Below are 26865 nucleotides of genomic sequence, written 5' to 3'. Positions count from 1 at the left end.
CGACGTTGGCGATGGCGCCACTCCCGCAGGGTACGGACGTGGCCGTTACCGCCGACCGGCCCCGGCAGGGCCGGGCCGGGCAGCACCGCACCATCAGAGGTGACCGCCAGGTTCACCACCCCCTGATCCACCCCCACAAAGCCGCCGACCGGCTCGCGTACTACTGGTTTGGGCAGGGTGAGCGTGCGGTGCTGCCAAGCCAGCCGAGAAACGACAGTGGCCGCCTGATTACACAGCAGCACCGCCGCCGCCAGCGCATCGGCCTGGACCGGGTTGGTCGTGAGCCGCAGTTGCACGATCGTGGGCAGGCCGTGGCGTTTGGTGGCGGAGCGGCGGATTGCCATCGCGCACCTCCTGTCACCGCGTCCTCACCCACCGCACATATTACCGAACGTGACCAAGTCTTTCCATACTGTTTCGAGAGGAGGGGTGGCGCTTCCTCCCAGCCCCTGAAGGACCGGGTCTCCGCGCCACCATTCAGATGAACACGCGTTCCGCCATGGACAGGAGCCCGGCCGTTCTCGGCGAACCGGTCACCTTGGCGACCGTGGACATCGTCATTCCGGTGCTCAACGAGCAAAAGGCACTGCCCGGTTGCATCAGGACGCTCAACGCGTTCCTCGGCGATTCCTTCCCGCTGCCGTGGCGCATCACGATCGTCGACAACGGAAGCATCGACGGCACTTGGCGGGTCGCCCGGGGGTTGACGCGCGAATTCCCGCAGGTGCATGCCCGCAGGCTGGAGACCAGGGGCCGTGGTGCGGCGTTGAAGGCCGCCTGGCGCGACAGCCCGGCCGACATCGTCGCGTACATGGACGTCGATCTGTCGACCGGGCTCGGCGCGCTGTTCCCGATGGTGGCCGCGCTCGCCAGCGGCCATTCCGAGGTCGCGATCGGCACCCGGCTCGCGCGCGGCGCCCGGACCCGCAGGTCACTACGGCGAGAGCTGGTCTCGCGCGGGTACAACGCCCTGCTCCGGTACGGTTTCGGCGTCGGCTTCAGCGACGCCCAGTGCGGCTTCAAGGCCGCCAGAACGGACGTGATCAGGCCGCTCCTGGACAGCGTCGAGGACGACGGCTGGTTCTTCGACACCGAATTGCTCCTGCTGGCCGAGCACAACGGCCTGCGCGTCCACGAGGTGCCGGTGGACTGGGTCGAGGACCTCGACTCGCGCGTGCGCATCATCAGGACGGCGGTGGAGGACCTCAGAGGGCTGGCCAGGGTGGCGCGGTCTATGTCCGGGTTGAAAGTGGCGAACGAGCCCGCGCTCACGCCCACGCACCCGGACGCGGTCGTCGCCCGGCCGCGCGCGGTGACGCTGGCCAGATTGGGGTCGTTCGCCCTGATCGGCGGATTCTCGACAGTCCTCTACGCACTGCTCTATCTCCCGCTGCGTGAGCATTGGCCGGCTGCGGCGGCAAACCTCGTCGCGCTGCTGCTCACCGGCTTCGCCGGCGCCGAGGCCCGCCGCTGGACGGTCAACGTGCTCGGCGGTCACCGTACGGCCCCACCCGTCCGGACCGGGCCGGCCTTCCTGGCCGACTACGCCATCACCACCATGGCGGTGCTCGGCTTGCCGCCACCGGGCGGTCGCGTGTTCGAGGCGACCACCGCCGTCGGCACGTACTGCCTGCTCACCCTGCTGCGCTTCGCCGCACTCGACCGGTGGGTCCGCCCGAAGAGATGAACGAGATGCGAGCACAAGAGATCCGCCGCATGGCCGCGCTCGAAGACAACCACTGGTGGTACCGGGAGCGACGGGCCATCCTCCGTGCCGAGGTACGCCGCCTGCGGCCCGGCCGGGCGCTCGACGTCGGCGCGGCCGGTGGCGGCAACACCCTGGTCCTCGTCGAGGAGGGCTGGGAGGCGACCGCGACCGACTGCTCCGAACTCGCGGTGGAGGTGGCCAGGGGCCGGGGGCTGCGGGCCGTACAGGCGGACGCGCGTGACCTGCCGGTCGAGTCCGGGAGCGTGGACCTCGTGACCGCCTTGGACGTGCTGGAGCACATCGAGGAGGACTACCTGGCCACCGAGCAGATCGCCAGGGTGCTGCGGCCGGGCGGGCGGGCGCTGATCGCGGTCCCCTGCGACATGTCGCTGTGGTCGGCCCATGACTACGCCGTCGGTCACGTACGCCGCTACTGCCGCGATTCGCTGACCGGCGTGGTCGAGAAGGCGGGCCTGCGGGTCGAGCGGCTGTGGAGCTGGAACGTACTCCTGCGCCCGCTGATCGCCCGGCACCGGCACTCGTCCACGGGCAGCGACCACCTGCGGCCGGTGTCCCCGCTGGTCAACGCCGGCCTGTCCGCGGTCGTCAGGCTGGAGAGGTGTCTGCCGGTCGGTTCGCTCAGGGGCGTGACGCTGTTCCTGCGTGCCCGCCTCGAGAGTTAAGGAGACGGGCTTGTCGCTCGATCGGAGCCTGCTGCTCGAGGACGCGGGGCGGCTGTACGCGGACGCGCCCCGGGCCCTGCGGCTCAAGCAGCGGCTGCGGGTGCTGGTCTGCCCGTTCGAGGAGACGATCGGGTACGTGCCGGACGGCGCGAGCGTGCTCGACATCGGGTGCGGCTCCGGGCTGATGCTCGGCCTCATGGCGGCGCGCGGGAAACGCGTCCAGGGGCACGGCTTCGACCCGTGCCCGGTCGCGATCGGGCTGGCCGGGCGGATGGCCGTCCGCCTGCGCGACAGCGGCTCGACGCTGCGCTTCGAGCACCGCGACGCCCGCTCGCCGTGGCCGGCCCGCTCCTATGACGTGGTCCACATGCAAGACGTCATCCACCATGTGCCGATTCCGGCGCAGCGGGCGGTGTTCGACCGGGCCTGCGCCGCGGTACGGCCCGGTGGCCTGCTCGTCTACACGGACATGAGCGCGCGGCCCTTGTGGCGCAACGCCGCCTGCCGGATCCACGATCTGATCGTCGCCCGCGAGTGGATCCACCCGGTGCCGATCAGCACGATCGAGGACTGGGCGGCGGAGAACCGGCTCGCTCTGGAGGTGTCCCGCACCGCGCACCGCGTCATATATGGGAACGATCTAAGAGTCTTCCAGCGGCGACTTTGGCCATAAGCTAGCGCATGTGGTGATTCACGGCATACTTGCGGCGTCATTAGCGCTGACGTCACTCCCCGCGACGAGCGCTCACGCGGAGATCGATTGCAGCCGGGTCAAATGTCTGGCCCTGACCTTCGACGACGGCCCGAGCGTCCATACGCCGAAGCTGCTCGACCTGCTCAAAAAGGAACGCGTCAAAGCCACCTTCTTCCTGGTCGGCGCGCAGGTGGAGAAATATCCGAGCATCGTCAGACGGGAAGCCGCCGAAGGCCATGCCATCGGCAACCACACCTATTCGCATCCGTCGCTGCCCACGCTGCTCGACAACGAGATCCTGGCCGAGATCCAGAACACCCAGGAGCTCATCAAGGAGCAGACGGGGACGCTGCCGAAGATGTTCCGCCCGCCGTACGGGGCCACCGACGACCGGGTGCTGGGCCTGGCGGGGTCACAGAACCTCTCGCAGGTGCTGTGGACCGGTACGACGCTCGACTGGAAGCTGCGTAACGTAGCGAAAATCAAGGCGGCCGTGTTCAGGTTAGCCAAGCGCGACGGCGTGATACTCATGCATGACGTGGTGCCGCAGACCGTACATGCCATGCCGGCGATCATCAAGGAGCTCAAGAAACGCGGCTACCACCTCGTCACCGTGCCGACGCTGGAGCGCGGCAAGGGGATGGAAGCCGGGGTGAGTTACCCCTGAACCGCCTGGATCGGGAGCCATGCAGATCGAAATCGCCAAGCGCCGGCGATGGGTGCCACTCGGAACGTTCGTCGCTATTCAGGCCGTTCTCGCCTGCTGGTGGGCGGCGTTCTATCCCGGGCTGTTCAGCCGCGATTCGGTCCTCTACCTAAGCCACACCCTCGTCGGTCCCTGGGTGGGCGACCACTCGGTCCTCTACGACTCGCTGCTGTGGCTCAGCTTCAGGACCACCGGTGACCTCGGCGCGGTCACGTTCCTGCAGACCACGGCCATGGCGGCGGCGCTCACCTACCTGACGGAAGCGCTCAAGAACCTCGGCGCGCCGCGCAGGTCGACGACGGTGGTGGCCGTGCTCCTGCCGCTGGTGCCCACGGCCGGCGCGTTTACGGTCACGCTCTGGAAGGACGTGCCGTTCACGATCTGCGCGGTCGCGATCGCGGCCGCCTGCGCCGCGATGGCCGCCGACCGTACCGTCACTTACCGCAGGCTGCTCGGGCTGGGCCTGCTGATGACCACCCTGGGGCTGTTCCGGGCGAACGGCTTCCTCATCGTGGGCGTCGCCATCGTCGTGCTGCTGGTGGTCGTCTCGGCCATGCGCGTACGGCTGGCGCTGGTCGGCACGGTGGCGGCGGCCATCCCACTGCTGCTCAACAACCTGCTCTTCCCCCAGCTCGGCATCGCGGCCCCGTCGAAGACGTACGTCTACCACACGGCCTTCGGCGACATCGCCGTCGCGTACCGGGATCATCCGGAGCTGTTCACCGAGCAGGACAAGACCCTCATGACGGCCGTCGCGCCCCTGACCAGGTGGACCGAGGGCGGCAACTGCTACACGATCAACCCGCTGATCTGGCGGCGTGACTTCAGCTGGCCGCAGGCCGACGCGCACGCCGGTGAGCTGCTCGACCTCTGGAAACGCCTGCTCCTCCAACAGCCCGCGATGGTGATCGACGCCAGGCTGTGCCGGGGCGCGATCGCCTGGAAGCTGTTCGGGGACGACACGGTCGAAGGCGGGCGGACCTACCGGTTCTCGCTGCGCCCCAACGCCGACACCTACGTGGGACCCAACAAGGTGCCCGACTTCCAGGGCCGCTGGGTCTACTCGCTCCGGCCGATGTCGCAAGAGCTTTACCAGAGGGCGAGCTCGTGGCTGGCCACCGCCGAGCAGCCGCAGTATGACTGGCTGCTGTGGCGGGGTGCGTTCTGGTGCTACCTGTCCTATCTGGCCGTGGCCCTGGGCGCGCTGGCGCAGCGCAACCGCTATGTGATCGCCGTGGCGGCGCCGGTGATTGGGCAGCAGCTCGCCATCCTGGCCAACATCTCCGCCCAGGACTTCCGGTACATGGCCTCACCGATCCTCATCGGCGTCCTGCTGGTCCCGCTGCTCATCGCCTCCATCGGCCGGCTCGTCCGACGCCTGCCCCCTCGGGAACCGGCATCGGCCTCGACCTCGACCTCGGCCGAGCAGGCGGAGACGCCGGCTTAGCTCGTCAGCCGGCGGCCGCGTGGCGGGCGTCGTAGCGCTCGCGGGACTCCGCCACGCTCGCGCTGTGCCTGATCGACCAGTTGGTGAACGTCAGCATCGCCTCGTGGAGCTCCAACGCCATGGGCGTGGCCGCGTACTCGACCATGGGCGGGACGGTGGCGTAGACCTTACGTTCGAGCAGGCCGTCACGTTCGAGAGCGCGCAGGGTCAGGGTGAGCATCCGGCGGCTGATGCCCTCGATGAGTCGTTCCAAATCGGTGAACCTGACCGGCCCGTCCGACGCCGCCACGAGGATCTGGATCGCGTACTTCCCGGCGATCCGGTCGAGGACCTCGCGCGGCGTTACAGCGGTGTTCTTGTGAAGCATGTCGCTGATGGTCACACACCATGACCCACTGTTACAAGTCTTCGTCAAAGCCGCTTCCCGCCAGCAGATCCACGGATTCGCCATCGACCACGTCCGTAACCGCAGCATGCTGTGCGACGGCGGCACCGCACTCTGCTCTGGCGGAGGCCCCGCTTCCGCGCAGTCCACTGTCGCCTACGGCTCCTATGCGGTCATGGCAGCTTAGAGTTCGTTGTCGCGGCTCTGCGCCCGCGTCCAGAAGGCGCGAAGCAAGTCGAGTGCGCTGGCACAATCCGGGCTTGCGCACGTGAGGTTCTCGGCGAGCTTGGGGTAGTCAATCTTCCAGGCGGGAGGTGGATCGGGGATGAGCAGCGGGACCGAGTGCGTAGCTCGTACAGCGAACACGTGGCGCACCACCTCGAGCAACTCACCGTCGGCGGGGAGGCCGTCCTCGATCAGCAAGATCAGATCAACCAGATCCTTCACCCTGGTGTTGGGCCGTGAGTTGTAGTCCCGGGTGAGAGCGTGCAGCTTCTCCGCGAAATGCTGGCGACGATCAACCGAGTCGATCATGCGTGGCGGAATATCAGCGAACGCGAGAACACCTGGCAGCAGGATCCGCTCGGTCGCTGCAAGCTCCTCGTCGCACAGCACAATGTCCAGCCGGATCTAGGCAAAGCTCTTACCTGCGAGAGCACTGTCAACAGAGAACCGCCACCCAGGCCGTCCAGCCGCATCCGCGTCCAACGAGGATGGCCGCCCAACGAAGAATACGAAACCATCCCGGTCGACGTCGGCCGCCAGGGTCTCGATCAGTTCCTCGCGTAGGACCTCGCCATCGCATGGACCGTCTCTGAGCGCCAGATCGAGGTCTTTCGTGGCCCGCGCCCGGCCACCCAGACGAAATTCCAAGGAAGTGCCGCCCTTGAGCACCCAGCGATGTTCAACAACCGACAGCCTGACGGAGATCCGATCGAACACCGCGATCCTCCGCAAACGGCTGAGGTCGGTTCCGCTTTCGTCGGCCTGGCGCTTGAGCCGAGCCTCCAAGGCGCGTCGGAGATCGACTGAGGTCGCCTAACGGCTCATCTGAGCTCCGCGCGAATGGCTCGCTCCACCGAGAGCTCGGCCCGGGAGCCGACTCGCTGCGCAGCCCTCAGAAGTTGCCCCTTGGTCGCGCCACCGCGATCGAGCAGATCAGCGACGGCGGAGTCGATCACGTCCTGATCGACTCCGTCCGCAGCGGACTCCGCGATGGCCCGCATGGGTCTCGTCACCCGAAATCCTTCATGCTCTTCCACCTCGTCACTCGTCAGCTCCGCTCGGTGAAGGACTACCAAGGAACTTCGTCGGCGGAACCCGGGCGGGACCGTCAGATGGATCCGGGCCGGATTGGCGATGCCCAGATCGTGAACCGCGAGAGCAGTGGTGTGGGACACGACCGCGCGTCCCTGGCCCCACAACGCCCAGGGGACGAGGTGATCCTGTTCGCCCGGCGGGAGATCGGCGAACTCCCGGAAGCGATAGATGCCGCGATCGATGCGTGTCCAGTGACCGCGGCTGGCCTGGAAGTATTGCGACTGGTAGGAGTATCCATCCTCAAGGGCTTGAGCCGCAGTGAAGTAGCCATGCTGGTGCGCGGCTCGCCGCCAGAGCCGCACACGAGGCGTGTCTTCACCCGACTCCACAGTCTCAGACTAGCACCTAACAGGGACTTTTAGTTTTACGTAGATCCAAAACATCAAACTAAAAATAAGTCATAGCTGCGAGCGCGCTCAGGCGACACCACGGTAAGGCCAGTCCGCGTCCTGACTGCCCTGCCGCTGCCGACCTGATCGCGCAGGGGCTGCTCCTACAGTCGTGAACACTTCCCGCGCGATCGGTGAAGGAGAGGTGTGAACCCAAGGACCGAGAGGTGATCGCGATGTCACGGGCGCTGCCCGCGCAGGTCGGCGACGCCGTGATCATCGAGCAGTCGTGGCGGGAGCCCGAACGCTTCTCCGCCATCTTCGACCGCTACTACCCCGAGATCCACGACTACGCCGCACGCAGGCTGGACAGCGCCTTAGCCGACGACATCGCCGCCGAGACGTTTCTCATCGCCTTCGACAAGCGCACCGGCTACGACCTCGCACGCCCCGACGCGCGGCCATGGCTGTACGGCATCACCTCCAACCTCATCGCCCGGCACCGCCGCGCCGAAGTACGCCAGTACCGGGCGCTGGCCAAAGCAGGCACGGAAAAACCCATGGAGGACCACGCCGACCGAGTAGCCGGGGTGGTGGACGCTGGCGCGCGCAAATCCCGGCTCGCCCAGGCCCTGGCCGAGATCGCCGACGGCGACAGGGATGTGCTGCTCCTGATCGCCTGGGCCGAGTTCACCTCCGAGGAGGCGGGCAGCGCGCTCGGCATACCGGCAGGAACGGCGCGCTCACGGCTGCACAGGGCCCGCAGGAAGATCCAGGCCGTACTGGGAGAGGACGAATCATGAACGACTTGGAGACGCTACGCGAGGTCTGGGACCGCCCGAATCCCCCCTCGCCCGCCGCGCAGTCAGCGGCCAGGGCCGCACTCTTGGCGCGAGCCGACAGGCCCCGCCCCAAGCGCAGGTGGGCGATGCGGGCGCTGGCGGTGGCGGCCTCGGCGGTGGTGATCGCGACGGGAGTGACCGTGTTCCAGTCCGTGGGAGGAAGAGAAGGGGGGCAGCCGGCACTCCCCGCCGCCAACGCGCAGGTGGTGCTCACCAGGATCGCGGCGACCGTACAGAAGAAGGACTTCACGCCGCCCCGCGACGATCAGTGGATCTACACCGAGATGCGCGTGCGGAGCTACGGCAAGGACATCCTGGGCAAGCGGCTCACGCCACGGATGCCGTTGCCGAGGACGGTCGAGGAGTTCTGGACGCGAGCCGACGGCAGGCGGGTCGGCTACAAGGTGGGTGGCAAGCTGATGACCACCAACCCCGGGGAGCGGACGCCGGAGAACACTTACGCCATGGTGGCCGCGCTGCCCACCGACCCTGACAAACTGCTGGCCAAGTTCCGCAAGATCCACGCTGTGCCGGACGCGGATCAGGACGACTGGATCTTCCTGCGGTTCGCCGTGACCCTGAACCAGAATGTCCCCCCGCCGGCCCAGGAGGCCGCCATCTTCAAGGCGATGGCCAAGCTCTCCGGCGTGACGGTGAACGAGTCGGCGGTGGATGACGATGGCCGTCCGGCGCTGTCGGTCTCTCGCGTCTCCGAGGGGTGGCTCAAGCGTGAGGTCCTGCTGGACCCGTCGACGTACGCCTTCCGAGGCAGGCGCGAGACCGCGGTGGCGGATCACGAGGAGCGGACTCCGCACCCGGGAGAGAAGGTGTTCACCGTCAAGGACGGTAAGTACGTTCCGGCTGCCCCGCGCGTGGAGTGGAGCATCGAGAAGGGAACCGTCTGGCAGGTGTCCACGCGCACCGTCGTGGGCGTCGTCGACCGGGCCGGGCAGAAGCCGTAACCGTTCGACGAGCTTTACCAGTCCGCGGCTTGGAGCAGCCGCAAGGCGGCCTCGGACGGTGAACCCGGTTCGGCGTTGAACACGGCCACCCGCTGCCCTTCGTCGTTCGGCAGGGTCATGAACTCGGCCATGAGCGCCATGGTGCCCACCATGGGGTGGTGGTAGGTACGTGTGTCGGTGCCGCAGTCGCCGACGGAATGCGCGGCCCACAGTTTCGCGAACTCCGGGCTCCCGACCGTCAGCTCGCCTACGAGGCCGGTCAGGCCCGGGGCACCGGGATAGCGGCCCGCGATCAGCCGCAGGTCGGCGACGGTGGAGCGCGCCTTGCGCGTCCAGTCGCCGTACAGCTCGCGCATGTGAGGGTCGAGGAACAGCATGCGGGCGATGTTGGGGCGTTCGGCGGCCCGGTTCGGCGCGTCGTAGTCGAGGTGCCCGGCCAGCAGCGCGTAGGCCATTGGGTTCCACGCGAGGACGTCGAGGAAGCGCCCCATGACCAGTGCGGGCACGTCCCCGAAAGACTCGATCATGAGCTGTACGCCCGGCCGTACCTGCTCAGGCTTGGCCGCCCAGCGCCGGGTCCTCGCCTTGGGCCGGGCCAGCGAGTAGAGGTGGGCGCGTTCGGCCTCGTCCAGGCGCAGGACCCGGGCGACGGCGTCGAGCACGGCGTCGGAGGCGTTGGGGCTCTGGCCCTGTTCGAGACGGGTGTAGTAGCCGGCACTCACTCCGGCGAGCTGAGCCAGCTCGTCTCGCCGCAGGCCGGGCACCCGGCGGCGTCCCCCGAACGTGGGAAGTCCGGCGTCCTCGGGCTGCAGTCGTGCCCGCCTCGACCGCCGGATATCCCAACAAAACGGGAATTGTGCGCGTCATAGCGATCAACACCTCTCAGGAAGGTCGTCGACATGGACGCCACCCCCAAGAAGCTTTTCGCCATCGCCACGACAGCCGTCATGGCGCTGTCCTTGACCGCCGCCCCCGCCTCGGCGGCGAGCAGTGCGAGCAGGTCGCGCCTGATGAACGCCGCCACCGAACTCTGCCTGGCCGTAGGCAAGAGCGAAGTACGGGCCGGCAAGAAGGTCATCCAGTGGACCTGCTCCACCAACAAGGACCAGCAGTGGATCTACCGCAAGGGCAAGGTCATCAACGCCAAGACCGGCATGTGCCTGGCGATCGCGCGCGGCGTCCAGGTCAAGGGCAAGTACGCGATCCAGTGGCCATGCACCGACGGCGGAGCCGAGCAAGAGTGGACCTACGACGAGCACCAGCGACTGCGTAACCGAGCCACCGACATGTGTCTGGCGGTCGGCAAGGCCGAACGCAAGCCGGGCAAATGGATCATCCAGTGGACCTGCCGGGACTCCGCCGACCAGGCCTGGTTGATGCGCTAGCACCGTGGCCGGCGTCGGCGGCCGACTTCCCGGAAAATTCTGCGAAGAAGTCCGGGAGGAAGTGTCGGATCGGGGCGGTGGTGTTCGTAGCAGGGGTGAGGCCACCCGCAAGGGGCGGCGCCAAGGCAAGGGGAACCGCGATCATGAAGCTGACGACCGTGACTCAGGTCCCGGGGGTGAGCCGCAGGTGCGCGGCAGTGGCATCCTGACCCAGTGGCAGCTGGAGAGCGTCCTGGTCGACGAGATGACCGGCCAGCCGGGCGCCCGCGATATGCGACGGCCTGAAGCCCCTACCACCGAACCACACCACAGGAGATGATCTTCAGATGCGTTATCTGGTTTCCGTGATCGATGACAAAAGCAACCCCGGCAGCACGGACAAGCAGCCTGCCATCAGCGCGTTCAACGAACGACTGATCGCCGAAGGCTACTGGGTCTTCGCGGGCGGACTCGCGGACACCGACGCGGCCACGGTCATCGACAACCGAGGCGAGCAGGCGGTGTTCAGCGACGGGCCCTTCGTGGAGTCGAAGGAGTACCTCGCCGGCGTCTGGGTGTGGGAGGCCCCCGATCTGGATGTGGCGCTCAAGCTCGCCGCCGAGGCGTCGAAGATCTGCGATCGGAAGATCGAGGTGCGGCCGTTCCAGTGAGCGACATCGAGGAGGCGATCACCCGGGCCCACCACGACGAGTGGGCGCGGGTGGTGGCCGCGCTGACCAGGCGCTTCGGCGACCTCGACATCGCCGAGGAAGCGGCGGCCGAGGCGTTCACGACCGCCGTCGAGCGGTGGCGGGCCGACGGCCTGCCCCCCAACCCGGGCGCGTGGCTGACCACCACCGCCAACCGTAAGGCCATCGACCGGATCCGGCGCGAGAACAAACGCGACGACAAGCACAAGGAGGCCCAGATGGTGTACGACGACGACCCGCCCAAGCCGCTGGGCGCCATCGACGACGACCGGCTCCGGCTGATCTTCACCTGCTGTCACCCGGCGCTGGCGGTGGAAGCGCGCGTGGCGTTGACGCTGCGGATGGTCGGTGGTCTGACCGTGCCCGAGATCGCCCGTGCCTTCCTGGTACAGGGGAGCACCTTGGAGCAGCGGATCACCCGCGCGAAGGCCAAGATCAAGGCGGCTCGCATCCCCTATCGGATGCCGTCCGCCGACGATCTGCCGGCTCGCGTCTCCGGTGTCCTGGCCGTCCTGTTCCTCGTCTTCAACGAGGGCTACCTGGCCAGCGGCCCCGACACCGATCCCGTACGACACGACCTGACCACCGAGGCGATCCGGCTCACCCGCCTGATCCGCGTGCTCCTGCCGCAGGACGGAGAGGTGGCCGGCCTGCTGGCGCTGATGCTGCTCATCGAGGCCCGCCGCCCCGCCCGGGTCTCGGCCAGCGGCGAACTGGTCCCCCTGGCCGAGCAGGACCGCGGCGCCTGGAACGCGGAACTGATCGCCGAAGGTCATCGGCTGGTGCGTGAGCGCCTGGCCGCTGCCGCCGCCGGGGTGGCCCCGGGCCGCTATCAGATCCTCGCGGCGATCAACGCGGTGCACACCTCCGCCCGCGACATCCGCGACACCGACTGGTCGCAAATCCTCGCCCTCTACGACCAGCTCGTCCGCCTGGACCCTTCGCCGATCATCGCCCTCAACCGGGCCATCGCCGTGGCCGAGCTCGACGGGCCGGAGGTGGCGCTGGCCATCGTTGACCGCCTCGCCGAGGCGTTGGCCGGCTATCACGCCTACCACGCCACCCGCGCCGACCTGCTGCGCCGGCTGGGCCAAAGTCAGCAGTCACGCGCGGCCTACGACCGGGCCATCGAGCTGGCCGGCAACACCGGCGAGACCCGCTACCTCACCCGCCGCCGCGACCAACTGCGGTAGCGCCCGCGCTTGAAGCGCTCCATGCCGGAGATCCCGGATTGTCGCACGCCAACGCAGACGCCCTCCCGGCGGGCCGATCGTCGCCCTGATGCCCCACGAGGCACCATAGGCCGACGAAGCCGGCCGTCGAGCTCTTTGAGATCGACGGCCGGCTTCAGACGCACAAGCGCCGGTGGAGATACTTCGCACTGCCGATCCTGTACGGCGACCGCCTTGTGGGCGAACTCGACGCCACGACCGACAGCGGCGGGCCACCGAACGCCTAGTTCTTGCTCCAGATCCCCGCGTAGACGTTGTCCTCGACGTTCGTGACGATGGGGTGGTAGCCCAGCCCCTTCATCTCAAGGGACTTGAGCTTGTAGGTCACGCTGGACAGCTGCAGATACTCCTTCAGGCCGGTCGAGTTGGCCTTGCCCCACACGGTGGTGTAGAGCTTGCCGGGCTCGATGGCCATGGCGACAGGGCTCAGACCCTGCTTCGCCCGCGCCAGGAGCTCCCTGCCGCGCTGCTCCACGGTCTGGCCGGTGGTCACTTGGAGGGTTCCCGTGACGGCCCCGGCGGCCCAAACGGCCGTGTAGAGCGGCTTCTCGGCCGTGCCGTACACGTCCAGCGAGGAAATCTGGTAGCCGGCGGCACCGAGCTGGGTGTTGACGGTCGCCAAGGCTTCCTTGGTCAGGTTGGTCTTGGACTGGAGCTTGCGCGTGGTCTTCTCGAAGACCGCCGCGAAGATGGCGCCCGTGCCCGCACCCGTACCAGTGATCATGGTGGGCTGGAAGCCCAGCTGCTGCTGTTCGGTGATGCGCTTCGGCAGGTCGGTGACCGACAGGTCCTGCAGGACGTTCACCTTGCGGGTGGCGTCCTTGACCCATACGGAGGTGTACTCCGGGTTGGCCGCGTTGGTCACGCTCAACGCCGAGGGAACGTAACCCGTACCCAGCAACTGCTTGATGCGCTGCAGGTGAGCGGACTCGGTGAGCCCCTGGAGGGAGAGCCAGCTCAGCGGCAGGCTCTGGGCAGACTGGACGGTCTTGGCGGGCTGCTCGGCCATCGCCGGAGACGAGAGCGCCAGCAAGGGGGCCGTGGCCGCCGCGAGCACCGTGGTGACAGCGACGATTCTCGGAGTGTTCCTCATGGTCCTCCTTAGGTAAAGGTTGTCCCAAAATCGGGACAAGAAGTGACCATAACAAAGAATGAGCGCATCTTGACCATCTGTCACCGTGATCGTGACAACGATGTGTCAAGAAAGCGGGTGCCGAGCGGCCGCATCCAGAGGAACCTTCACGTTTTGGCCGGTCACCGTCGTGCCCGACCTACGCTCCCAGGTCTGAGCGGCTCGTGCGCGATTGGGGTGCCAGCTTGATACTCGGAGATCGCCCAGATCCCTCCCGCCCGGCGACAGGAGCCGACCGTGGATCTACTCCTGCGCGCTGCCATCGACTTGGTGGCCGCCTATCGCGAGTCGCCTTGCACCTCCAGGTCGAATCCGTGTCTCCTCAGCTGGTAGAGGCGCAGGGATCGCTGCGGGAGGAAGCCGAGCATACGGATGAGTGTCGAGAAGATCACCTGGTGGACCAATTCGATGGGCATGAGACCAATGAAGGCCCACAGGGGTGATGTCGCGAGTAGCCACGTCGCGCACTGCCGCGCCAGGTAGCGCGAATCGAGCAGGTCGTCGCGTGCCCACCAGCGGTAGGTGTAGGGAAGGCGCTTGTGGAACAGCCGATACAGCGCCCAGTGCCACAACGGCGGGCGTTCGCGCAGGCGCAGTGCGATACCGGCACGTATGACGTCGAGTGAGTCACGCAGGGTCGGCCTGGTCTGCTCCGGCTTCGCCAGGTCCATCAGCGTGCCGATCAATTCCTCGCCCCGCGTCTGCCGATATCGGAGCGGATAGGCCCGCACGAGGAGCCGGCAGCGACGCTCGTAGGTATCCATGATCACGTCCCGGGTTGGAGTCGTGCGCCGAGGCGGCGCTGCGCGGTGGCGGCCAGGCGGGCCAGGCGGGCAGTCTCCTCGGTCAGGAGCTCGGCGCCCTGACCGGTCAGCTCGTAGTAGCGGCGGTGTCGGCCGTCCACGACCTCTTCGCCGACCACACGGGCGAGCCCAGCCTCGGTCAGGCGATCAAGCGCGCCATAGAGGGTGCCCGCGCCGAGGCGTATGCGGTCCTCCGACAGCTCGCGCACGGCTTTGATCACGCCGTAACCGTGCAATGGGCCTTCGGAAAGGGCCAGCAGCACGAGATAGCTCTGTTCACGTAGCGGCATATCCGATATATATCGCTAACCGTACTATTGGTCAAAGAGGCCGGCGCTCGCAGAACCGAGCGCTTCACCCGCCTCCGGCCCTTGAACCGGTCTGCCGCGCGTTGGCTCTGCCAGATCGCCCCAGCGAAGCGTTCCGTCAAGGTGCTCCACTCGTCGGGCTTGGGGAATGCGCACGCAATCCGGCACGGGCGAAGGCCGAGGGCCAGGAGCCGAAGTCGATGGGTCCGCTGGCTGGTCTCTAGGCGCGGCGGGCGCTCGCGACCTACCTGGTCGCCCAATCGCCGGACGCCGCCGGGCGACCGCGTCCGCGCGCAGTGCTGCCTAGTGAAAATTTGTGAGCGCCATCTCCGCCAAGTCGCGGAGCTGCTCATCGGAGTCACTTCGAGCAATACTTTTAACCGACTCACGAAGAGGATCCCACGGCATGTACATAGAAGCGATCACAGCCGCTCGCCGCACGTCCAGATGAGCCGACACAAGGCCGTCTCTAATCACACCGGAGACATCAGGCGAATATTCGGAAGCTGTAGCCGCGAGCATCATCAGCAGCAGAACCCTGGCATTCCACTCAGGAGCCCCATCGTAGAGCTCGACAAGCTCGCCCGACTCCACCACCTCGAAGCCTGCCGAAACTTCCTGGTAAGCATGGTGAACGGCCACGCCAGGAACACCCGAGACGGAATCATTCTCCAGCACGAGGTACGCGATGCCCAGAACCTCGTCGTCCACAAGGTGGACCCCCGACCCCACTCGGCATGACCCAGACCAGCTCTTCAGGAGAGAATTCGCCGGCAGGATGATGGCCGTCGAATGTCCAATTCCAGCGCTCCGCAAAACTAGCAAGTGCCGAGATTTCAACAGCATCCCGAAAGACCAGGTTCAATCGCGCGGGCACTCCGATCCAACGAATCACATCTCCCGGAGCCCCGAGAAAGGGGCTTCGCGGGCACGCGGCCCGATCAGCGCTGCGGCGTCACTCCCACTCGATGGTGCCCGGCGGCTTGCTCGTCACATCGAGCACCACCCGGTTGACGTCGCGGACCTCGTTCGTGATTCGGGTGGAGATCCGGGACAGCACGTCATAAGGCACCCGCGACCAGTCGGCCGTCATCGCGTCCTCCGACGTCACCGGCCGCAGCACCACCGGATGCCCGTACGTACGCCCATCCCCCTGCACTCCCACCGACCGCACGTCGGCCAGCAGCACCACCGGGCACTGCCAGATCTCCCGGTCGAGGCCGGCGCGCGACAGCTCCTCGCGGGCGATCGCGTCGGCCTCGCGCAGCAGGTCGAGGCGCTCCCGTGTGACCTCGCCGACGATGCGGATGCCGAGGCCGGGGCCGGGGAACGGCTGGCGCCAGACCATCGCCGTCGGCAGGCCGAGCTCCTCGCCCGCTCGGCGCACCTCGTCCTTGAACAGGGTCCGCAGCGGCTCCACGAGCTTGAACTGCAGGTCCTCCGGCAGGCCGCCGACGTTGTGGTGGGACTTGATGTTGGCGGTGCCCGTGCCGCCGCCGGATTCGACCACGTCGGGGTAGAGCGTGCCCTGCACCAGGAAGTCGACGGGGCCGTCGGCCATGATGGCGCGCTGCTCGTCCTCGAAGACCCGGATGAACTCGCGGCCGATGATCTTGCGCTTCTCCTCGGGGTCGCTGACGCCTTCGAGGGCCTTGAGGAAGCGGTCGGCGGCGTCGACGACGCGGAGCTTGACGCCCGTGGCGCGGACGAAGTCGCGCTCGACCTGCTCGGCCTCGCCCTTGCGCAGCAGGCCGTGGTCGACGAACACGCAGGTCAGCCGGTCGCCGATGGCTCGCTGGACCATCGCGCCGGCCACCGCCGAGTCGACGCCGCCGGACAGTGCGCAGATCGCCCGGCCGTCGCCCACCTGCCGGCGGACCGCCTCCACGGCGTCTTCGACGATGTTGAGCATGGTCCAGGTCGGGCGGCAGCCCGCCGCGTCGAGGAAGTGCTTGAGCACCGCCTGGCCATGCTCGGAGTGGAGCACCTCGGGGTGGAACTGCACGCCGTAGAGACCGCGCCCGGTGTCCTCGAAGGCGGCGACGGGCGTCTGCTGGGTCGAGGCGGTCACCGTGAAGCCCTCGGGGGCGGTGGCCACGCTGTCGCCGTGGGACATCCAGACCTTCTGCGCGGCGGGCAGCCCGGCGAAGATCACGCCCTCGCTGAGCACGTCTAGGTCGGTGCCGCCGTATTCGGCGACGCCCGTCTGGGCGACCTCGCCGCCCAGCGCCTGGGCCATGGCCTGGAAGCCGTAGCAGATGCCGAACGTCGGCACCCCCGTCGAGAACAGCCCTTGGGGCACGGCGGGCGCGCCCTCGGCGTAGACCGAGGAGGGCCCGCCGGACAGGATGATCGCCTTCGGCTTCTTGGCCAGCATCTCCTCGACCGGCATCGTCGAGGGGACGATCTCGGAGAAGACGTGGCACTCACGGACCCGCCTGGCTATCAGCTGCGCGTATTGCGCGCCGAAGTCGACGACGAGCACTGTGTCGAACTCAGACACCGAGAGGACCCCCCAAAGCGAATGCGGTGCTCACAAGTGTATCGGGGGGTAGCCCCAGAGGATGCTCCCCACCAGCCCGGAGCCGAACCTAGAGGATGCTCCCGACCAGCCCGGGGCTGATCCTAGAGGATGCTGCCGATCAGCCCCAGCGGCGGTGAGCCCAGGTCGAACAGGGCCTTGTGGAAGCGCTGCAGCGTAAAGCCCGCGCCCCATTCCTTGCGCGCCCGCTCGCGCAGGTCGAGGATGAGCAGCTTGCCCCATGTGTAGCGGCCATAGGTGGGATCGAACGTGGCCCGCCTCGCCTCCGACAGCGCGGCCGGTCCGGCCAGGTGGGTGTCGGACCCGAAACGCCGGGCGCCGTCCTCGACCGTCATCTGCCCGGTGTGTACGCCGATGGCGCAAGCCAGCCGGGTTACCCGGATCAACGCCTCCATCCAGACCCCGATCTCGACGCGCGGGTCCTGGGCCTCGAACCCCTCCTCGACGCAGAGCTCCTCGGCATAGTGCGCCCAGCCCTCGGCGAACGCCATCGAGTGCAGCAGCCGCCGCACGTCCGAGCCGGCCCGGCGCAGGGCGCGGCCGTGCGAGAAGTGCCCGGGAGCGACCTCGTGCACGTTGATCGCGGGCAGCGTGGTGTCGCTGAACACCTCCAGCCACTCCTCGGCGTCCCGCGCGGGCCAAGCGGGGTCGGGCGGGGTGATGTGGTACCAGGAGGGGCCCTCCGGTTCGCCGGGAGAGTTCCACGACATCATCGCCATCCCCCAGCGGCGCGACGGCGGCGCCAGGCCGACCAGGCACTCGCCGTCGTGGTAGGGCACCAGGTCCTTCTCGCGGGTGAACGCGATGGCCTTCTCGGTGCCGATCCTGGCCGCCTCGATGACGCCGTCGGCGTCGGGGTGCTGCTTGACCAGCTCGCGTACGACCTCCAGCGGCGCCTCGCCTCGCCGCCCCAGCTTGGCGCAGGACTCGGTGAGCAGGGCCATGAGCCGGTCGCGCTCGGCGTCGGCGCGCTCGGCCAGCCTGCCGAGGTCGACGGAGAGTCCTTCGGTGGCGCCCATCAGCCGGGCCAGCGCGTCGCCGCCGAGCGACGCGTCGGGGTCGCCGACCGCCGCCGCCCGCTCGATGTGCGCGACCAGCAGGCCGTGCGCGTCGAGCGCGGCCTCGTCCGTGACACCGGCGGACAGTCCCTGTACGGGTGCGACCAGCGACCTCGCGACGGGCGCGCTGACCCGGTCGAGCGCGGCGATCGCGTACGTCACCGCCTCCGGCCAGCGCGCCAGATGCGCGGCCTTGGCGGCCTCGCGCTCGGCCTGCGGCGCGTAGTCGCGGTCGTAGCAGGCCAGGTCGAGGTTGGCCAGGTGCGGAAGCGGATTGCTCCGGTGCAGCTCCAGCTCGCCGTACTGGGTACGCAGGCCGTCCTCGAAGACCCGCAGATGCGCCGAGTCGTACGGGTCGGCGGGTGCGGCGCCCTCTCCAAGCCGCGCCAGCCCGGCCTGTACGCCTTCCGGCGACAGATCCTGGATCTTGCCGTCGTACTCGTGCCTGCCGCCGGACTCGCGTGCGTCGGCCACGTTCAGATCGGTTATGGCGCGGAGCCTGGGGTCGAGTTCCGTCATGCCGCCGACGCTAGCGCACAGAAGTCCGACGGGATCTGGCCAATTAGCTGCTGTGCAGGGCCTCGATCGCGTCCAGCAGGTCTTCGAGCGTGGCGTCGTCCGTGGCCGGGGCCATGACCGTGACGCGTAGGTGGCGGACGCCGTCGAGTTCGGCCGAGGTGAGGTAGAAGGCGCCGTCCGCCATGAGGCGCTCGCGCAGGTCCGCATGGTCGGCGTCGCCGTACCGGAAGCAGACGATGTTGCTCTCCGGCTCGTACGGCAGCGCGAACCCCGGCCGCCGGCGGGCCAGCTCCCAGAAGCGGTGGGCCGTGGCGTACTGGCGTGCGACGTAGTCGCCCAGGCCGCGCTCGCCGCGCCAGGCCAGGTTCAGGAAGATCTTGAGTCCGAGCTCGGCCTTGGTGCACTCGACCGTGCGGCCGATGAGGTCGAAGCCGCGCTCGCCGTAGAACAGGTAGCTGGCCTCCTGCTTGAAGGCCGCGTCGAGGTCGTTCTCCCTGCGTACGAGGACGGCGGCGGCCAGGGAAGAGGTACGGAGCATCTTGTGCGCGTCCCAGATGACCGAGTCGGCCAGCTCGATGCCGTCGAGCAGGTGCGCGTGCTCCTCGGCGAGCAGGGCGGAGGCGCCGTGCGCGCCGTCCACGTGGAACCAGACGTCCCGCTCGCGGCACCATTCGCCGATGGCGCGCAGGTCGTCGTACAGGCCGGTGCCCGTGGCGCAGGCGGCCGCGACCAGCGCCATCACCCTACGTCCCGAAATATCCGGCAATTTCGTGATGTCTATGCGGCCGAGGTGGTCCGTCGCCAGCGGCACCATGGCCCGCTGCCCCAGCCCGAGGATCGAGGCCGCCCGCGACACCGAGTAGTGCGCCGACGCGGGCGCGAGGATCACCAGGTCGCCGGGCACACCGTCCTCCCATGCCCCGGGTACGGCCCGCGCCCGCGCCGCCAGCAGCGCCGTGAGGTTGGCCAGCGAGCCACCATGGGTGAGCACCCCACCACCCGCCGGGAACCCCACCTTGGCCAGCATCCACCTCAGCACCTCGAACTCCACCGTGGCCGCCGCCGCGCCCATCTCATAGATGGCCATCGGGTTGTTCGTGGCGCCATGGATGAAGTCGGCCAGCGCGGCGGGGAAGTCGGGCGAGGCGCTCTGGTGGCCCAGGTAGGCGGGGTGGTGCAGCCGGGTCCCCTCGCCGAGGAAGGTCCGCAGGAAGTCCCGGAAGGTCTCGGGCGTCATGCCGCCCTTGGCGATCAGCTCGCCGAGCCTCAGCCGTTCGGCCAGCTCACGGGGTGGGCGGCGGCTGATCGCGGGCTCGTCACCGCGCTGGCTGCGGTCCACGTAGGCCGCCAGCTCGCCGACCGTGATCCCGGCGGCCGCAGTGAACTCCTCGATGTTCCACATACCTCGAAATACTCGTCAATCGGGTGGCGTACGACTAGCCTTGCCGAATTGAGGGGCGGTAATCGTGCATAATGCCGAACTGGATTCGATCGACCTCGCGATCCTGGCCGAGTTGCAGAAGGACGCCCGGCTGCCCAACAAGGATCTCGCCGAGCGGCTCGGCGTCGCGCCCTCCACCGCGCTGGAACGCGTGCGTTCGCTGCGCCGCCGTGGGGTCATCACCGGCTTCCGCGCCGCCGTCGACACGGCCCGGCTCGGCCGCCCGCTCCAGGCGCTGCTCGCCCTGCGCGTACGGCCGCACACCAGCCGGATCGTGGACCCATTGCGTACGTTCGTGCTGGGGCTGCCGGAGACGATCACGCTGTTCCACGTCGCGGGCACCGAGGACTTCCTGGTGCACGTGGCCGTGGCCGACGCCGACCACCTGCACCGGCTGGCCCTGGAGCGGTTCCTGATCCGTACGGAGATCGTGCACCTGCACACCACCCTGATCTTCAAGACCGAGCACCAGCCCGTCCAGCGGCCGGCCGAAATGGGCTGAAGGAAGATCGCGACAGGTGTGACAATGATCCGCATGTCGCTCCGGATCACCACGCTCGCCGAGCGTCCCGAGTTCGCCTCCGCGCTATGGGAGATGGATCACTCGTGGCGGGTCTTCATGTTCAACGACCCGATCGCCGACCTGTTCTATCCCGTCGCGGCGACGGACTACGCCGACTATGTGCTGGTGGCCGATGACGACGCCGAGCCCGGCCGGATGGTGGCCAGGGGCTGCATGATCCCGTTCCCGGCCGGCGACTTGCCCGACGACGGCTGGGACGGGGTGATCCGCCAAGGCTGGCTGGCCCGCAAGCTGGACCGCCCCCTTGACGCCGTCTCCGCGCTGGAGATCACCGTCAGGAAAGACCTGCTGGGCTCGGGAGTGTCACCGACGATGGTGGCCGGGATGCGAGACCACGCGGCGCGGCTGGGGTTCAGGGAGCTGGTGGCGCCGGTCCGGCCGAACCAGAAGCACCTCGAACCGCGCACGCCCATGACGGAGTACGCCTTCAGGTCCCGCGAGGACGGCCTGCCGCACGATGCCTGGCTGCGTGTGCACGTACGGGCCGGCGGGGAGATCGTCAAGGTCGCGCCGCGCTCGATGGTGATACCGGGCACGCTCGCCGAGTGGCGCGAGTGGACCGGCCTGCCGTTCGACCGGACCGGACCGGTCGAGGTCCCTGGCGCGCTCAGCCCGGTGTACTGCGACGTGGCCCAGGACCACGCCGTCTACATCGAGCCGAACGTCTGGGTCAGCCATCGGCTGGGCTGACGGTCCCCCCGGAGGTTCGTCACACCCACCGTCTCGATCTCTGTGACGGTCCGTGGTGGCTGGGGTCCTTTGAAGGAATACCCCCTGCGGGGGAGAAAAGGAAGACGGTCCGTCGTGGCAGTGGTCCCTAGAACGGGACCCCCTGGCAGGGGGAAGAAAACGGTCCGCCGTGGCAAAGGTCCCTAGAAATAGCCCTCTTCGGGGAGCGGAAGAAGACGGTCCGTGGTGGCTGGGGTCCCTTGGAGGGCGAGGAAGCGGCCGCCCTAGCTGCCGGTACGGCGGCGCAGCTCGGCGTCGTATTCCTGGACGTCAAGTCCCTTCCCGGCCGTCCACTTGTCGTCGTGATATGTCGTCAGATGGCGTGGGTGGGCGTCGCCGAGGACGGAGACGATCATGCCGCTCTCACCCTTGGCGCGCATCCGCTCGACCACCTCCAGGGCGGCCCACAGTGCGGTCCCCGACGAGCCGCCCACGGGCAGCCCGGTGACCTCCCTGATGAGCCGCGCCGCCGCGACGCCGGCCGCGTCGGGCACGGGGATGACCAGATCGACGAGGTCCGGTCGGAATCCGGGTTCGATGCGCGGGCGGCCGATGCCCTCGATGCGCGACGGCATTCCGGTCGCGTAGTCGAGCGCGTCGAGCGTCCATCCGGGGAAGTAGGCGGAATTTTCCGGATCCGCTACCACCACCCGCGGCACAGGCCCATCATGGTCGCCGCCGGACGAACCACCGGGCACCGTCGCATGGTCGCCGGACGAATCAACCATCGTCGTCGCGTGGTCGCCGGACGAATCAACCGTCGGCGTCGCGTGGTCGCGGGACCAGCGGCCGAGTGTCGCCGAGGTCGCGCCCGTGCCCGCACCGACCACTACCCAGTCAGGACGTACCTGGGCGAACAGCTCGGCGGCCAGGTCATGCTCGGCCGCCCGCCCGAACTGGTCGAGGAAGTGCCCCTCGATCTGCCGCGCCGCGTCGTAGATCGCCAGCGGCGGCGTGACGAACCGGCACTCGCCGCCCAGTTCCTCGACCGGCCGCGCCCGCTCCTCGCCGCGTACGCCGGGCATGACCACGATGTACGGCAGGCCGAGCCGCTTGGCGAACCACGCCTGGGCCACGGCCGCGTTGCCACCCGTGGCCTCGACCACCGTGGTGCCCTCGGTGATCAGCCCGTCGAGCACCGCCTGCCGGAACAGCGCCCTGGCGTGCCGGTGCCGCAGGCTGCCGGTGGGCTGAGCGGACTCGTCCTTCAGCAGCAGCGTGACCCCGGGCGCCCCGACGGGGAACTCGATCAGCGGCGTCGGCGCCCCGGCCGCCAGCAGATCCAGCGCCGCCGTCTCCCAGCTCATCCCCACAGCATCTCCTATGAGAGGGTCACCCGCTCGCCCGGCTCCAGCAGATGCACGCGGTCGCCTCGGTTCGTGGTGGCTGGGGTCCTTCCGCGGGATACTCCCTTCGGGGGAGAGAAAGAACTGGGGTCCTTTCGCGGGATACCCCCTGCGGAGGAGAGAAAGAACTGGGGTCCTTTCGCGGGATACCCCCTGCGGAGGAGAGAAAGAAGACGGTTAGGAGAGGGTCACCCGCTCGCCCGGCTCCAGCAGGTGCACTCGGTCGCCGAGCCCCGCGAGGGACTTGACCAGCGTGTCCCGGCCCTGCGTGAAGTGTCCCCAGTGCTCGAAGTGCAGCGGCACCACGTGACGGGCGCCCAGGATCTCGGCCGCCTCGGCCACGTCGTCGCTGGTCAGCGTCAGGTACGCGTCGCCCACCAGCGGTGTCCGCGCCCCTCCGGCGAACAGCACCGCCACGTCCACCGGCCCGACGCGCGCCGCGATGTCCCTGACCACGTTCAGGGAGGCGTTGTCGCCGCTCACGTACACGGTCGGCAGTGCCTCGCCGCTCAGTACGAATCCGGTCACCTCGCCCACCAGGTGCTCGCTCCCGTCGGGCCCGTGCTGCGCGGGCACGCCGGTGATCCGCAGCGCGCCGCCGCCGGGGCGTGCCAGCTCGGTGTGCGTCCAGTTCGGCAGCGCCCGCACCGGTTCGCCGATCCGCTCGGCCGCCGAGCCGGTCGACAGCACCACCGGCGCCGAGGACAGGTAGGTACGCCCGGCCTTGTCGAGGTTGTCGGGATGCTGGTCATGGGAGAGCAGGACGGCGTCCACGGTCCCGGCGTCGTCCGGCCCGAACGCCGGTCCGGCCGTCTTGACCAGCGCCCGGTTCCCGATCGGGTAGTCGCCGGGCGGGTCGAAGGTGGGGTCGGTCAGCAGCCGCACCCCGCCGATCTCCAGGACTGCGGTCGGGCCGCCGACGTAACGAATCTCCATGGGGATCATGACACTTACGCCCGACGCGGTATTCCGCTCACCCGCGCAAGCCGTCGATGATCCGCCACATGGCCCGGTGGCAGAGCGCTCGGAAATCGGCCTCCTCCATCGCGACGCGCCCGCTCAAGTACTGGTGGATCAGCCCCTGCATGCTCGACGTGACAGTCAGCGCCACCTCCAGTGGGTCGTCGCGGCGCAGCAGGCCGGTGCGCATCCCGTCTTCGACGGCCGCCACGATCACGGTGAACGGCGGCCCCTGCCCGTCGCGGAAGTCCTCGGGGAAACGGCGGGCCTGCGCCCAGGCGTCCGACATCAGGAACGTGTACAGGTGCGGCCGGCTGAGCGCGAAGTCGAGGAAGCCGTCGAGCAGGATGTCGATCCGCTCCTCCAGCGGGCCGGCGGGCGGCAGCCGCTCCCACTGCTCGGCCAGCTCACGGCCGCTGGCGGTGGCGACGGCGCGCAGCAGCGCCTCGCGGTTGGGGTAGTGCCGGTAGATGGCCATCGCGGTGACGCCGACGGCCTCGCCGACCCGGCGCATGCTCACCGCCTCGGCGCCCTGCTCGACGAGGATCCGCCGCGCGACCTCGGCGATCCTGGCGGCCGTTCCCCCATCTCTCACGTGTACAGCGTAAACCTACTTGAGGCGCAGCCTCTTCATGGTCTTGAGCGTGGTGACCAGGGCGCCCGCCCATTTGTCGTACGTCATGCCGAAAGGCGGCTCGAAGCCCAGCCACGTGGCCTGCGAGGCGACCGTCTGCGCCTTCTCATATGCCTCATGTACGTCATCCACCCCGGAAACCGGCAGGTCGGCGAGGGGTTCGCCGGTGAACGGCGCGGTGATCTCGGTCGTCTTGCCGCTGGACGTCACATGCATGGAAGCAGGCTATTCCGGATCGCTACCGGCGGGTAGTTTTTGCCAATCCATGGCATGGGGACAGAATCCCTTTATGCCTTCCTTCGCGCCACTCAGACCGGGAGACCCCGAGAGACTCGGCGGCCTGCCTCTCCTAGGACGGCTGGGCGAAGGCGGCCAAGGCGTCGTCTACCTGGCCAGAGACCCGGCCGGCACGCACGTGGCGGTCAAGTGGCTGCGCCCCGACCAGGCCGGCGACGAGGTGAGCGTGGGCCGGTTCCTGCGCGAGGTCCAGGTCGCCCAGCAGGTGGCGCCGTTCTGTACCGCCGCGGTGCTCGGCACGGGTATCGAGCACGACCGGCCATACATCGTCAGCGAGTTCATCGAGGGCCCCTCCCTGCAGCGGGTCGTCCAGGAGGAGGGCCCGCGCACCGGCACGGCCCTGCACCGCCTGGCCATCGGCACGGCGACCGCGCTGGCCGCGATCCACCAGGCCGGGATCGTGCACCGTGACTTCAAACCGGCCAACGTGATCATCGGCGCCGACGGGCCGCGGGTGATCGACTTCGGCATCGCCAGGGCGCTCAACGCCACCTCGACGATCAGCAGCATGCCCGTGGGCACGCCCTCGTACATGCCGCCCGAGCAGGTGATGGGCCACACCGTCGGGCCGGCGGCCGACCTGTTCTCGTGGGGGAGCACGATCGTGTTCGCCGCCTCGGGACGTTCGCCGTTCGGCAGCGACACGATGCCCGCGGTAATCAACCGGGTGCTGAACCACCAGCCGGACATGAGCGGGCTGCACGGTCCGCTGCTCGACGTGGTGGCCGCTTGCCTGTCCAAGGATCCGGCGCAGCGGCCGACGGCGGAGCAGGTGATCATGCGCCTGCTGCAGCACCCGGTGCCCAACTCCGGCATGCTCGCCCAGGCCGCGGCGGCGGCCGCCCCGGCGGAGCCCTGGCAGGCGGCGCCCTACGGTCAACCGCCCGTGACCGGTCAACCTCTTCACGCGGGGCCGCCTTCCCTGCCCGGCGGGCCGCCTTCGGCGCCCGGCCACCACTACGGACCGCCGTCCATGGGCGGCGGATACCCGCACACGGGCGACCACCGGCCGACGCACCCGAGCCCGTACACCCCCGGACACTCCCAGCAGAAGAAGAGCAGGGCGCCCATCGTCATCGGCGTGACCGTGGCCGTCGCGCTGCTCGTGCTGGCCGGCGTCGGCGTGGTCATCAGCCAGACCAAGCCCCCGGCCGCCACACTGACCGCCAACAGCCGCGCCTCCGTCGCGGCGTCCGGCAGGCCCAGCACCAGGCCGACAGGCGTGCCGCGGACGGGCACGAAGCGGGCAATACCCGGCGGCGCCATTTCGCTGTACGAGAATCCGGCCGACCCGATCACGCTGACCTCGTACGAGGTCTACAACAAGAAGGCCGACGACTGGATCGACTACGCCCGCAACTCACTGCGCGGCACGTTCACGAAATACTCCGGCAACTGGGAGACGCTGGTCTCGCCCGACGGTCACTCCATGGTCGGCCGCGGCCGCAACTACACCTCCGACAACTACGACTCGGTGATCATCACCGACCGGCGGTCCGGCGACAGGACCTCGATCAAGACCGTCCGCAAGCCGTTGATCAGCAGCATCCGCGCCTGGTCGAAGGACGGCTCGAAGATCCTGCTCAACATCGAGAAGGAATCGGGCAAGGACTGGCTCTACCTCGGCTTCGTCATCGTGGACGTGGCCGCGGAGGACGCCAAGGTGGTCACCGTGTCCGACACCTCGATCCGCAAGACCGCCTTCGGCTGGGACGGCGAGGAGGAGGGCGTGGTCAACATGTCCCCCGGGCGGGGCCTGCGCTTCTACGACACGAGCGGCAAGGCCACCCGCACCCTGGCGAACATCGGCTCACTGGCCTCCGGCACGCAGGACATCTTCTCCCCCTCCGGCAAGGTGTTCATCACGAACTGCCCCAAGGGCGGAGACGGCGACCACTGCGTGTGGAACACGGAGATCGGCAACCGGGTCCGCCGGTTCACCTCCGACTGCGACAAGGTCCTCGGCTGGTACGACGAGACTCACCTCTACTGCTGGGAGCAGGACAACTCCACCAGGGACGAGATCCAGGTGGTCGACTTCCAGGGCAAACTGGTGCGCAAGCTGCTCGACATCCCCGAGAACCTTGACTTCAGCCCGGTCTTCACGGTCGACCCCCCTGGATGATCGTGA

Annotated in this window: 28 protein-coding genes and 2 pseudogenes; 14 read left to right on the top strand and 16 right to left on the bottom strand. The window is 68.5% G+C overall.

The window, feature by feature from the left end; genetic code table 11:
- Positions 1-344, bottom strand: a pseudogene (locus ACIBO2_RS56395) (hypothetical protein); the annotation flags it as partial.
- A gap of 137 nt (positions 345-481) precedes the next feature.
- Here ACIBO2_RS56395 and ACIBO2_RS56390 point away from each other — a divergent pair.
- The 5 genes from ACIBO2_RS56390 to ACIBO2_RS56370 are packed head-to-tail and all read left to right on the top strand — an operon-like array spanning position 482 to position 5238.
- Entirely contained in the window at positions 482-1687 is a 1206-nt protein-coding gene (locus ACIBO2_RS56390; RefSeq protein WP_397305130.1) for a glycosyltransferase, read from the top strand.
- Between the two features lie 5 nt (positions 1688-1692).
- Complete coding sequence (locus tag ACIBO2_RS56385; protein ID WP_397305129.1) at positions 1693-2391, top strand: class I SAM-dependent methyltransferase; 699 nt, start codon at positions 1693-1695, stop codon at positions 2389-2391.
- Between the two features lie 10 nt (positions 2392-2401).
- Positions 2402-3064 (top strand): class I SAM-dependent methyltransferase, encoded by a 663-nt coding sequence (locus ACIBO2_RS56380; RefSeq protein ID WP_358552920.1) that lies wholly within the window; start codon positions 2402-2404, stop codon positions 3062-3064.
- Positions 3065-3074: 10 nt separating this feature from the next.
- Positions 3075-3752 carry a polysaccharide deacetylase family protein gene (locus ACIBO2_RS56375; RefSeq protein WP_397305128.1) on the top strand — a complete coding sequence of 226 codons (678 nt, stop codon included), beginning with the start codon at positions 3075-3077 and terminating at the stop codon, positions 3750-3752.
- 19 nt (positions 3753-3771) lie between these two features.
- Complete coding sequence (locus ACIBO2_RS56370; protein WP_397305127.1) at positions 3772-5238, top strand: hypothetical protein; 1467 nt, start codon at positions 3772-3774, stop codon at positions 5236-5238.
- A 4-nt stretch (positions 5239-5242) separates the two neighbouring features.
- Here ACIBO2_RS56370 and ACIBO2_RS56365 read toward each other — a convergent pair whose 3' ends face one another.
- Positions 5243-5605 carry a helix-turn-helix domain-containing protein gene (locus tag ACIBO2_RS56365; protein ID WP_358552926.1) on the bottom strand — a complete coding sequence of 121 codons (363 nt, stop codon included), beginning with the start codon at positions 5603-5605 and terminating at the stop codon, positions 5243-5245.
- Between ACIBO2_RS56365 and ACIBO2_RS56360 the strand changes: the two genes are divergently transcribed.
- Complete coding sequence (locus tag ACIBO2_RS56360; RefSeq protein WP_397305126.1) at positions 5604-5810, top strand: hypothetical protein; 207 nt, start codon at positions 5604-5606, stop codon at positions 5808-5810. The genes ACIBO2_RS56365 and ACIBO2_RS56360 overlap by 2 nt on opposite strands.
- Here the strand turns inward: ACIBO2_RS56360 and ACIBO2_RS56355 are convergent.
- Both ACIBO2_RS56355 and ACIBO2_RS56350 read right to left on the bottom strand, forming a co-directional pair.
- Positions 5807-6565 (bottom strand): annotated as a pseudogene (locus tag ACIBO2_RS56355) (nucleotidyl transferase AbiEii/AbiGii toxin family protein). The gene ACIBO2_RS56360 and the pseudogene ACIBO2_RS56355 overlap by 4 nt on opposite strands.
- A gap of 104 nt (positions 6566-6669) precedes the next feature.
- Complete coding sequence (locus ACIBO2_RS56350; protein ID WP_397305125.1) at positions 6670-7272, bottom strand: hypothetical protein; 603 nt, start codon at positions 7270-7272, stop codon at positions 6670-6672.
- Between the two features lie 236 nt (positions 7273-7508).
- Between ACIBO2_RS56350 and ACIBO2_RS56345 the strand changes: the two genes are divergently transcribed.
- A complete protein-coding gene (locus tag ACIBO2_RS56345) occupies positions 7509-8075 on the top strand; it encodes an RNA polymerase sigma factor (protein WP_397305133.1) in 567 nt (188 codons plus the stop codon).
- On the top strand, positions 8072-9076 hold the full coding sequence (locus ACIBO2_RS56340) for a CU044_5270 family protein (RefSeq protein WP_358552930.1): 1005 nt from the start codon (positions 8072-8074) through the stop codon (positions 9074-9076). Before ACIBO2_RS56345 ends, ACIBO2_RS56340 begins: the two co-directional genes overlap by 4 nt.
- 14 nt (positions 9077-9090) lie before the next feature.
- On the opposite strand, the gene ACIBO2_RS56335 is transcribed toward ACIBO2_RS56340, so the two are convergent.
- Positions 9091-9912, bottom strand: coding sequence for a helix-turn-helix transcriptional regulator (locus ACIBO2_RS56335; RefSeq protein ID WP_397305132.1), 822 nt, complete (start codon positions 9910-9912; stop codon positions 9091-9093).
- A 63-nt stretch (positions 9913-9975) separates the two neighbouring features.
- Here ACIBO2_RS56335 and ACIBO2_RS56330 point away from each other — a divergent pair, with 63 nt between their 5' ends.
- The 3 genes from ACIBO2_RS56330 to ACIBO2_RS56320 all read left to right on the top strand — a co-directional run bounded on the left by ACIBO2_RS56330 (position 9976) and on the right by ACIBO2_RS56320 (position 12343).
- Positions 9976-10461, top strand: coding sequence for an RICIN domain-containing protein (locus ACIBO2_RS56330; protein ID WP_358552932.1), 486 nt, complete (start codon positions 9976-9978; stop codon positions 10459-10461).
- A 326-nt stretch (positions 10462-10787) separates the two neighbouring features.
- Positions 10788-11111, top strand: a complete 324-nt coding sequence (locus ACIBO2_RS56325) for a YciI family protein (RefSeq protein ID WP_358552934.1) — start codon at positions 10788-10790, stop codon at positions 11109-11111.
- Positions 11108-12343 carry an RNA polymerase sigma factor gene (locus ACIBO2_RS56320; RefSeq protein WP_397305124.1) on the top strand — a complete coding sequence of 412 codons (1236 nt, stop codon included), beginning with the start codon at positions 11108-11110 and terminating at the stop codon, positions 12341-12343. Before ACIBO2_RS56325 ends, ACIBO2_RS56320 begins: the two co-directional genes overlap by 4 nt.
- A 262-nt stretch (positions 12344-12605) precedes the next feature.
- Here ACIBO2_RS56320 and ACIBO2_RS56315 read toward each other — a convergent pair whose 3' ends face one another.
- From ACIBO2_RS56315 to ACIBO2_RS56285, 7 genes are all read right to left on the bottom strand, one after another.
- Positions 12606-13475 (bottom strand): hypothetical protein, encoded by an 870-nt coding sequence (locus ACIBO2_RS56315; protein ID WP_358552938.1) that lies wholly within the window; start codon positions 13473-13475, stop codon positions 12606-12608.
- Between the two features lie 317 nt (positions 13476-13792).
- Positions 13793-14278 carry a hypothetical protein gene (locus tag ACIBO2_RS56310; RefSeq protein ID WP_358552940.1) on the bottom strand — a complete coding sequence of 162 codons (486 nt, stop codon included), beginning with the start codon at positions 14276-14278 and terminating at the stop codon, positions 13793-13795.
- Positions 14279-14280: 2 nt separating this feature from the next.
- On the bottom strand, positions 14281-14607 hold the full coding sequence (locus ACIBO2_RS56305) for a PadR family transcriptional regulator (protein ID WP_358552942.1): 327 nt from the start codon (positions 14605-14607) through the stop codon (positions 14281-14283).
- Between the two features lie 321 nt (positions 14608-14928).
- On the bottom strand, positions 14929-15336 hold the full coding sequence (locus ACIBO2_RS56300) for a hypothetical protein (protein WP_397305123.1): 408 nt from the start codon (positions 15334-15336) through the stop codon (positions 14929-14931).
- A gap of 244 nt (positions 15337-15580) precedes the next feature.
- Positions 15581-17128, bottom strand: coding sequence for a glutamine-hydrolyzing GMP synthase (guaA, locus tag ACIBO2_RS56295; RefSeq protein ID WP_358552946.1), 1548 nt, complete (start codon positions 17126-17128; stop codon positions 15581-15583).
- A gap of 122 nt (positions 17129-17250) precedes the next feature.
- Positions 17251-18744 carry a DUF885 family protein gene (locus ACIBO2_RS56290; RefSeq protein WP_358552948.1) on the bottom strand — a complete coding sequence of 498 codons (1494 nt, stop codon included), beginning with the start codon at positions 18742-18744 and terminating at the stop codon, positions 17251-17253.
- Between the two features lie 43 nt (positions 18745-18787).
- The gene (locus tag ACIBO2_RS56285; protein WP_358552950.1) at positions 18788-20146 is read right to left on the bottom strand and encodes a pyridoxal-dependent decarboxylase; all 1359 of its coding nucleotides are present in this window, start codon (positions 20144-20146) and stop codon (positions 18788-18790) included.
- Positions 20147-20210: 64 nt separating this feature from the next.
- On the opposite strand from ACIBO2_RS56285, the gene ACIBO2_RS56280 reads away from it, so the two are divergent.
- Both ACIBO2_RS56280 and ACIBO2_RS56275 read left to right on the top strand, forming a co-directional pair.
- Positions 20211-20687: an Lrp/AsnC family transcriptional regulator gene (locus ACIBO2_RS56280; RefSeq protein WP_357948368.1), complete on the top strand. Its 477-nt coding sequence runs from the start codon at positions 20211-20213 to the stop codon at positions 20685-20687.
- A 33-nt stretch (positions 20688-20720) separates the two neighbouring features.
- The gene (locus ACIBO2_RS56275) at positions 20721-21458 is read left to right on the top strand and encodes an N-acetyltransferase (RefSeq protein ID WP_397305122.1); all 738 of its coding nucleotides are present in this window, start codon (positions 20721-20723) and stop codon (positions 21456-21458) included.
- 263 nt (positions 21459-21721) lie between these two features.
- Here the strand turns inward: ACIBO2_RS56275 and ACIBO2_RS56270 are convergent, their stop codons facing one another.
- The 4 genes from ACIBO2_RS56270 to ACIBO2_RS56255 all read right to left on the bottom strand — a co-directional run bounded on the left by ACIBO2_RS56270 (position 21722) and on the right by ACIBO2_RS56255 (position 24653).
- The gene (locus tag ACIBO2_RS56270) at positions 21722-22804 is read right to left on the bottom strand and encodes a pyridoxal-phosphate dependent enzyme (protein ID WP_358552954.1); all 1083 of its coding nucleotides are present in this window, start codon (positions 22802-22804) and stop codon (positions 21722-21724) included.
- A gap of 216 nt (positions 22805-23020) precedes the next feature.
- Positions 23021-23779 (bottom strand): MBL fold metallo-hydrolase, encoded by a 759-nt coding sequence (locus tag ACIBO2_RS56265; protein ID WP_397305121.1) that lies wholly within the window; start codon positions 23777-23779, stop codon positions 23021-23023.
- A 37-nt stretch (positions 23780-23816) separates the two neighbouring features.
- Positions 23817-24398 (bottom strand): TetR/AcrR family transcriptional regulator, encoded by a 582-nt coding sequence (locus ACIBO2_RS56260; RefSeq protein ID WP_358552958.1) that lies wholly within the window; start codon positions 24396-24398, stop codon positions 23817-23819.
- Positions 24399-24413: 15 nt separating this feature from the next.
- The gene (locus ACIBO2_RS56255) at positions 24414-24653 is read right to left on the bottom strand and encodes a hypothetical protein (protein ID WP_358552960.1); all 240 of its coding nucleotides are present in this window, start codon (positions 24651-24653) and stop codon (positions 24414-24416) included.
- A gap of 73 nt (positions 24654-24726) precedes the next feature.
- Between ACIBO2_RS56255 and ACIBO2_RS56250 the strand changes: the two genes are divergently transcribed.
- Positions 24727-26859 (top strand): serine/threonine-protein kinase, encoded by a 2133-nt coding sequence (locus ACIBO2_RS56250; protein ID WP_358552962.1) that lies wholly within the window; start codon positions 24727-24729, stop codon positions 26857-26859.
- Positions 26860-26865: the final 6 nt, after the last annotated feature.

This window comes from Nonomuraea sp. NPDC050022, assembly GCF_044460705.1.
In the GTDB taxonomy this organism is placed as follows: Bacteria; Actinomycetota; Actinomycetes; order Streptosporangiales; family Streptosporangiaceae; genus Nonomuraea.
The sequence above is the reverse complement of the archived record's forward strand: the minus strand, read 5'-3'. Positions and strand labels throughout refer to the sequence as shown.

Bases quoted from the DNA above. Each gene is read 5' to 3' on its own strand.
- ACIBO2_RS56390 (WP_397305130.1), top strand. From the start codon at position 482: ATGAACACGCGTTCCGCCATGGACAGGAGCCCGGCCGTTCTCGGCGAA.
- ACIBO2_RS56385 (WP_397305129.1), top strand. From the start codon at position 1,693: ATGCGAGCACAAGAGATCCGCCGCATGGCCGCGCTCGAAGACAACCAC.
- ACIBO2_RS56370 (WP_397305127.1), top strand. From the start codon at position 3,772: ATGCAGATCGAAATCGCCAAGCGCCGGCGATGGGTGCCACTCGGAACG.
- ACIBO2_RS56360 (WP_397305126.1), top strand. From the start codon at position 5,604: ATGTCGCTGATGGTCACACACCATGACCCACTGTTACAAGTCTTCGTC.
- ACIBO2_RS56365 (WP_358552926.1), bottom strand. From the start codon at position 5,605: ATGCTTCACAAGAACACCGCTGTAACGCCGCGCGAGGTCCTCGACCGG.
- ACIBO2_RS56345 (WP_397305133.1), top strand. From the start codon at position 7,509: ATGTCACGGGCGCTGCCCGCGCAGGTCGGCGACGCCGTGATCATCGAG.
- ACIBO2_RS56340 (WP_358552930.1), top strand. From the start codon at position 8,072: ATGAACGACTTGGAGACGCTACGCGAGGTCTGGGACCGCCCGAATCCC.
- ACIBO2_RS56330 (WP_358552932.1), top strand. From the start codon at position 9,976: ATGGACGCCACCCCCAAGAAGCTTTTCGCCATCGCCACGACAGCCGTC.
- ACIBO2_RS56325 (WP_358552934.1), top strand. From the start codon at position 10,788: ATGCGTTATCTGGTTTCCGTGATCGATGACAAAAGCAACCCCGGCAGC.
- ACIBO2_RS56315 (WP_358552938.1), bottom strand. From the start codon at position 13,475: ATGAGGAACACTCCGAGAATCGTCGCTGTCACCACGGTGCTCGCGGCG.
- ACIBO2_RS56310 (WP_358552940.1), bottom strand. From the start codon at position 14,278: ATGGATACCTACGAGCGTCGCTGCCGGCTCCTCGTGCGGGCCTATCCG.
- ACIBO2_RS56305 (WP_358552942.1), bottom strand. From the start codon at position 14,607: ATGCCGCTACGTGAACAGAGCTATCTCGTGCTGCTGGCCCTTTCCGAA.
- ACIBO2_RS56290 (WP_358552948.1), bottom strand. From the start codon at position 18,744: ATGACGGAACTCGACCCCAGGCTCCGCGCCATAACCGATCTGAACGTG.
- ACIBO2_RS56285 (WP_358552950.1), bottom strand. From the start codon at position 20,146: ATGTGGAACATCGAGGAGTTCACTGCGGCCGCCGGGATCACGGTCGGC.
- ACIBO2_RS56275 (WP_397305122.1), top strand. From the start codon at position 20,721: ATGTCGCTCCGGATCACCACGCTCGCCGAGCGTCCCGAGTTCGCCTCC.
- ACIBO2_RS56270 (WP_358552954.1), bottom strand. From the start codon at position 22,804: ATGAGCTGGGAGACGGCGGCGCTGGATCTGCTGGCGGCCGGGGCGCCG.
- ACIBO2_RS56265 (WP_397305121.1), bottom strand. From the start codon at position 23,779: ATGGAGATTCGTTACGTCGGCGGCCCGACCGCAGTCCTGGAGATCGGC.
- ACIBO2_RS56255 (WP_358552960.1), bottom strand. From the start codon at position 24,653: ATGCATGTGACGTCCAGCGGCAAGACGACCGAGATCACCGCGCCGTTC.
- ACIBO2_RS56250 (WP_358552962.1), top strand. From the start codon at position 24,727: ATGCCTTCCTTCGCGCCACTCAGACCGGGAGACCCCGAGAGACTCGGC.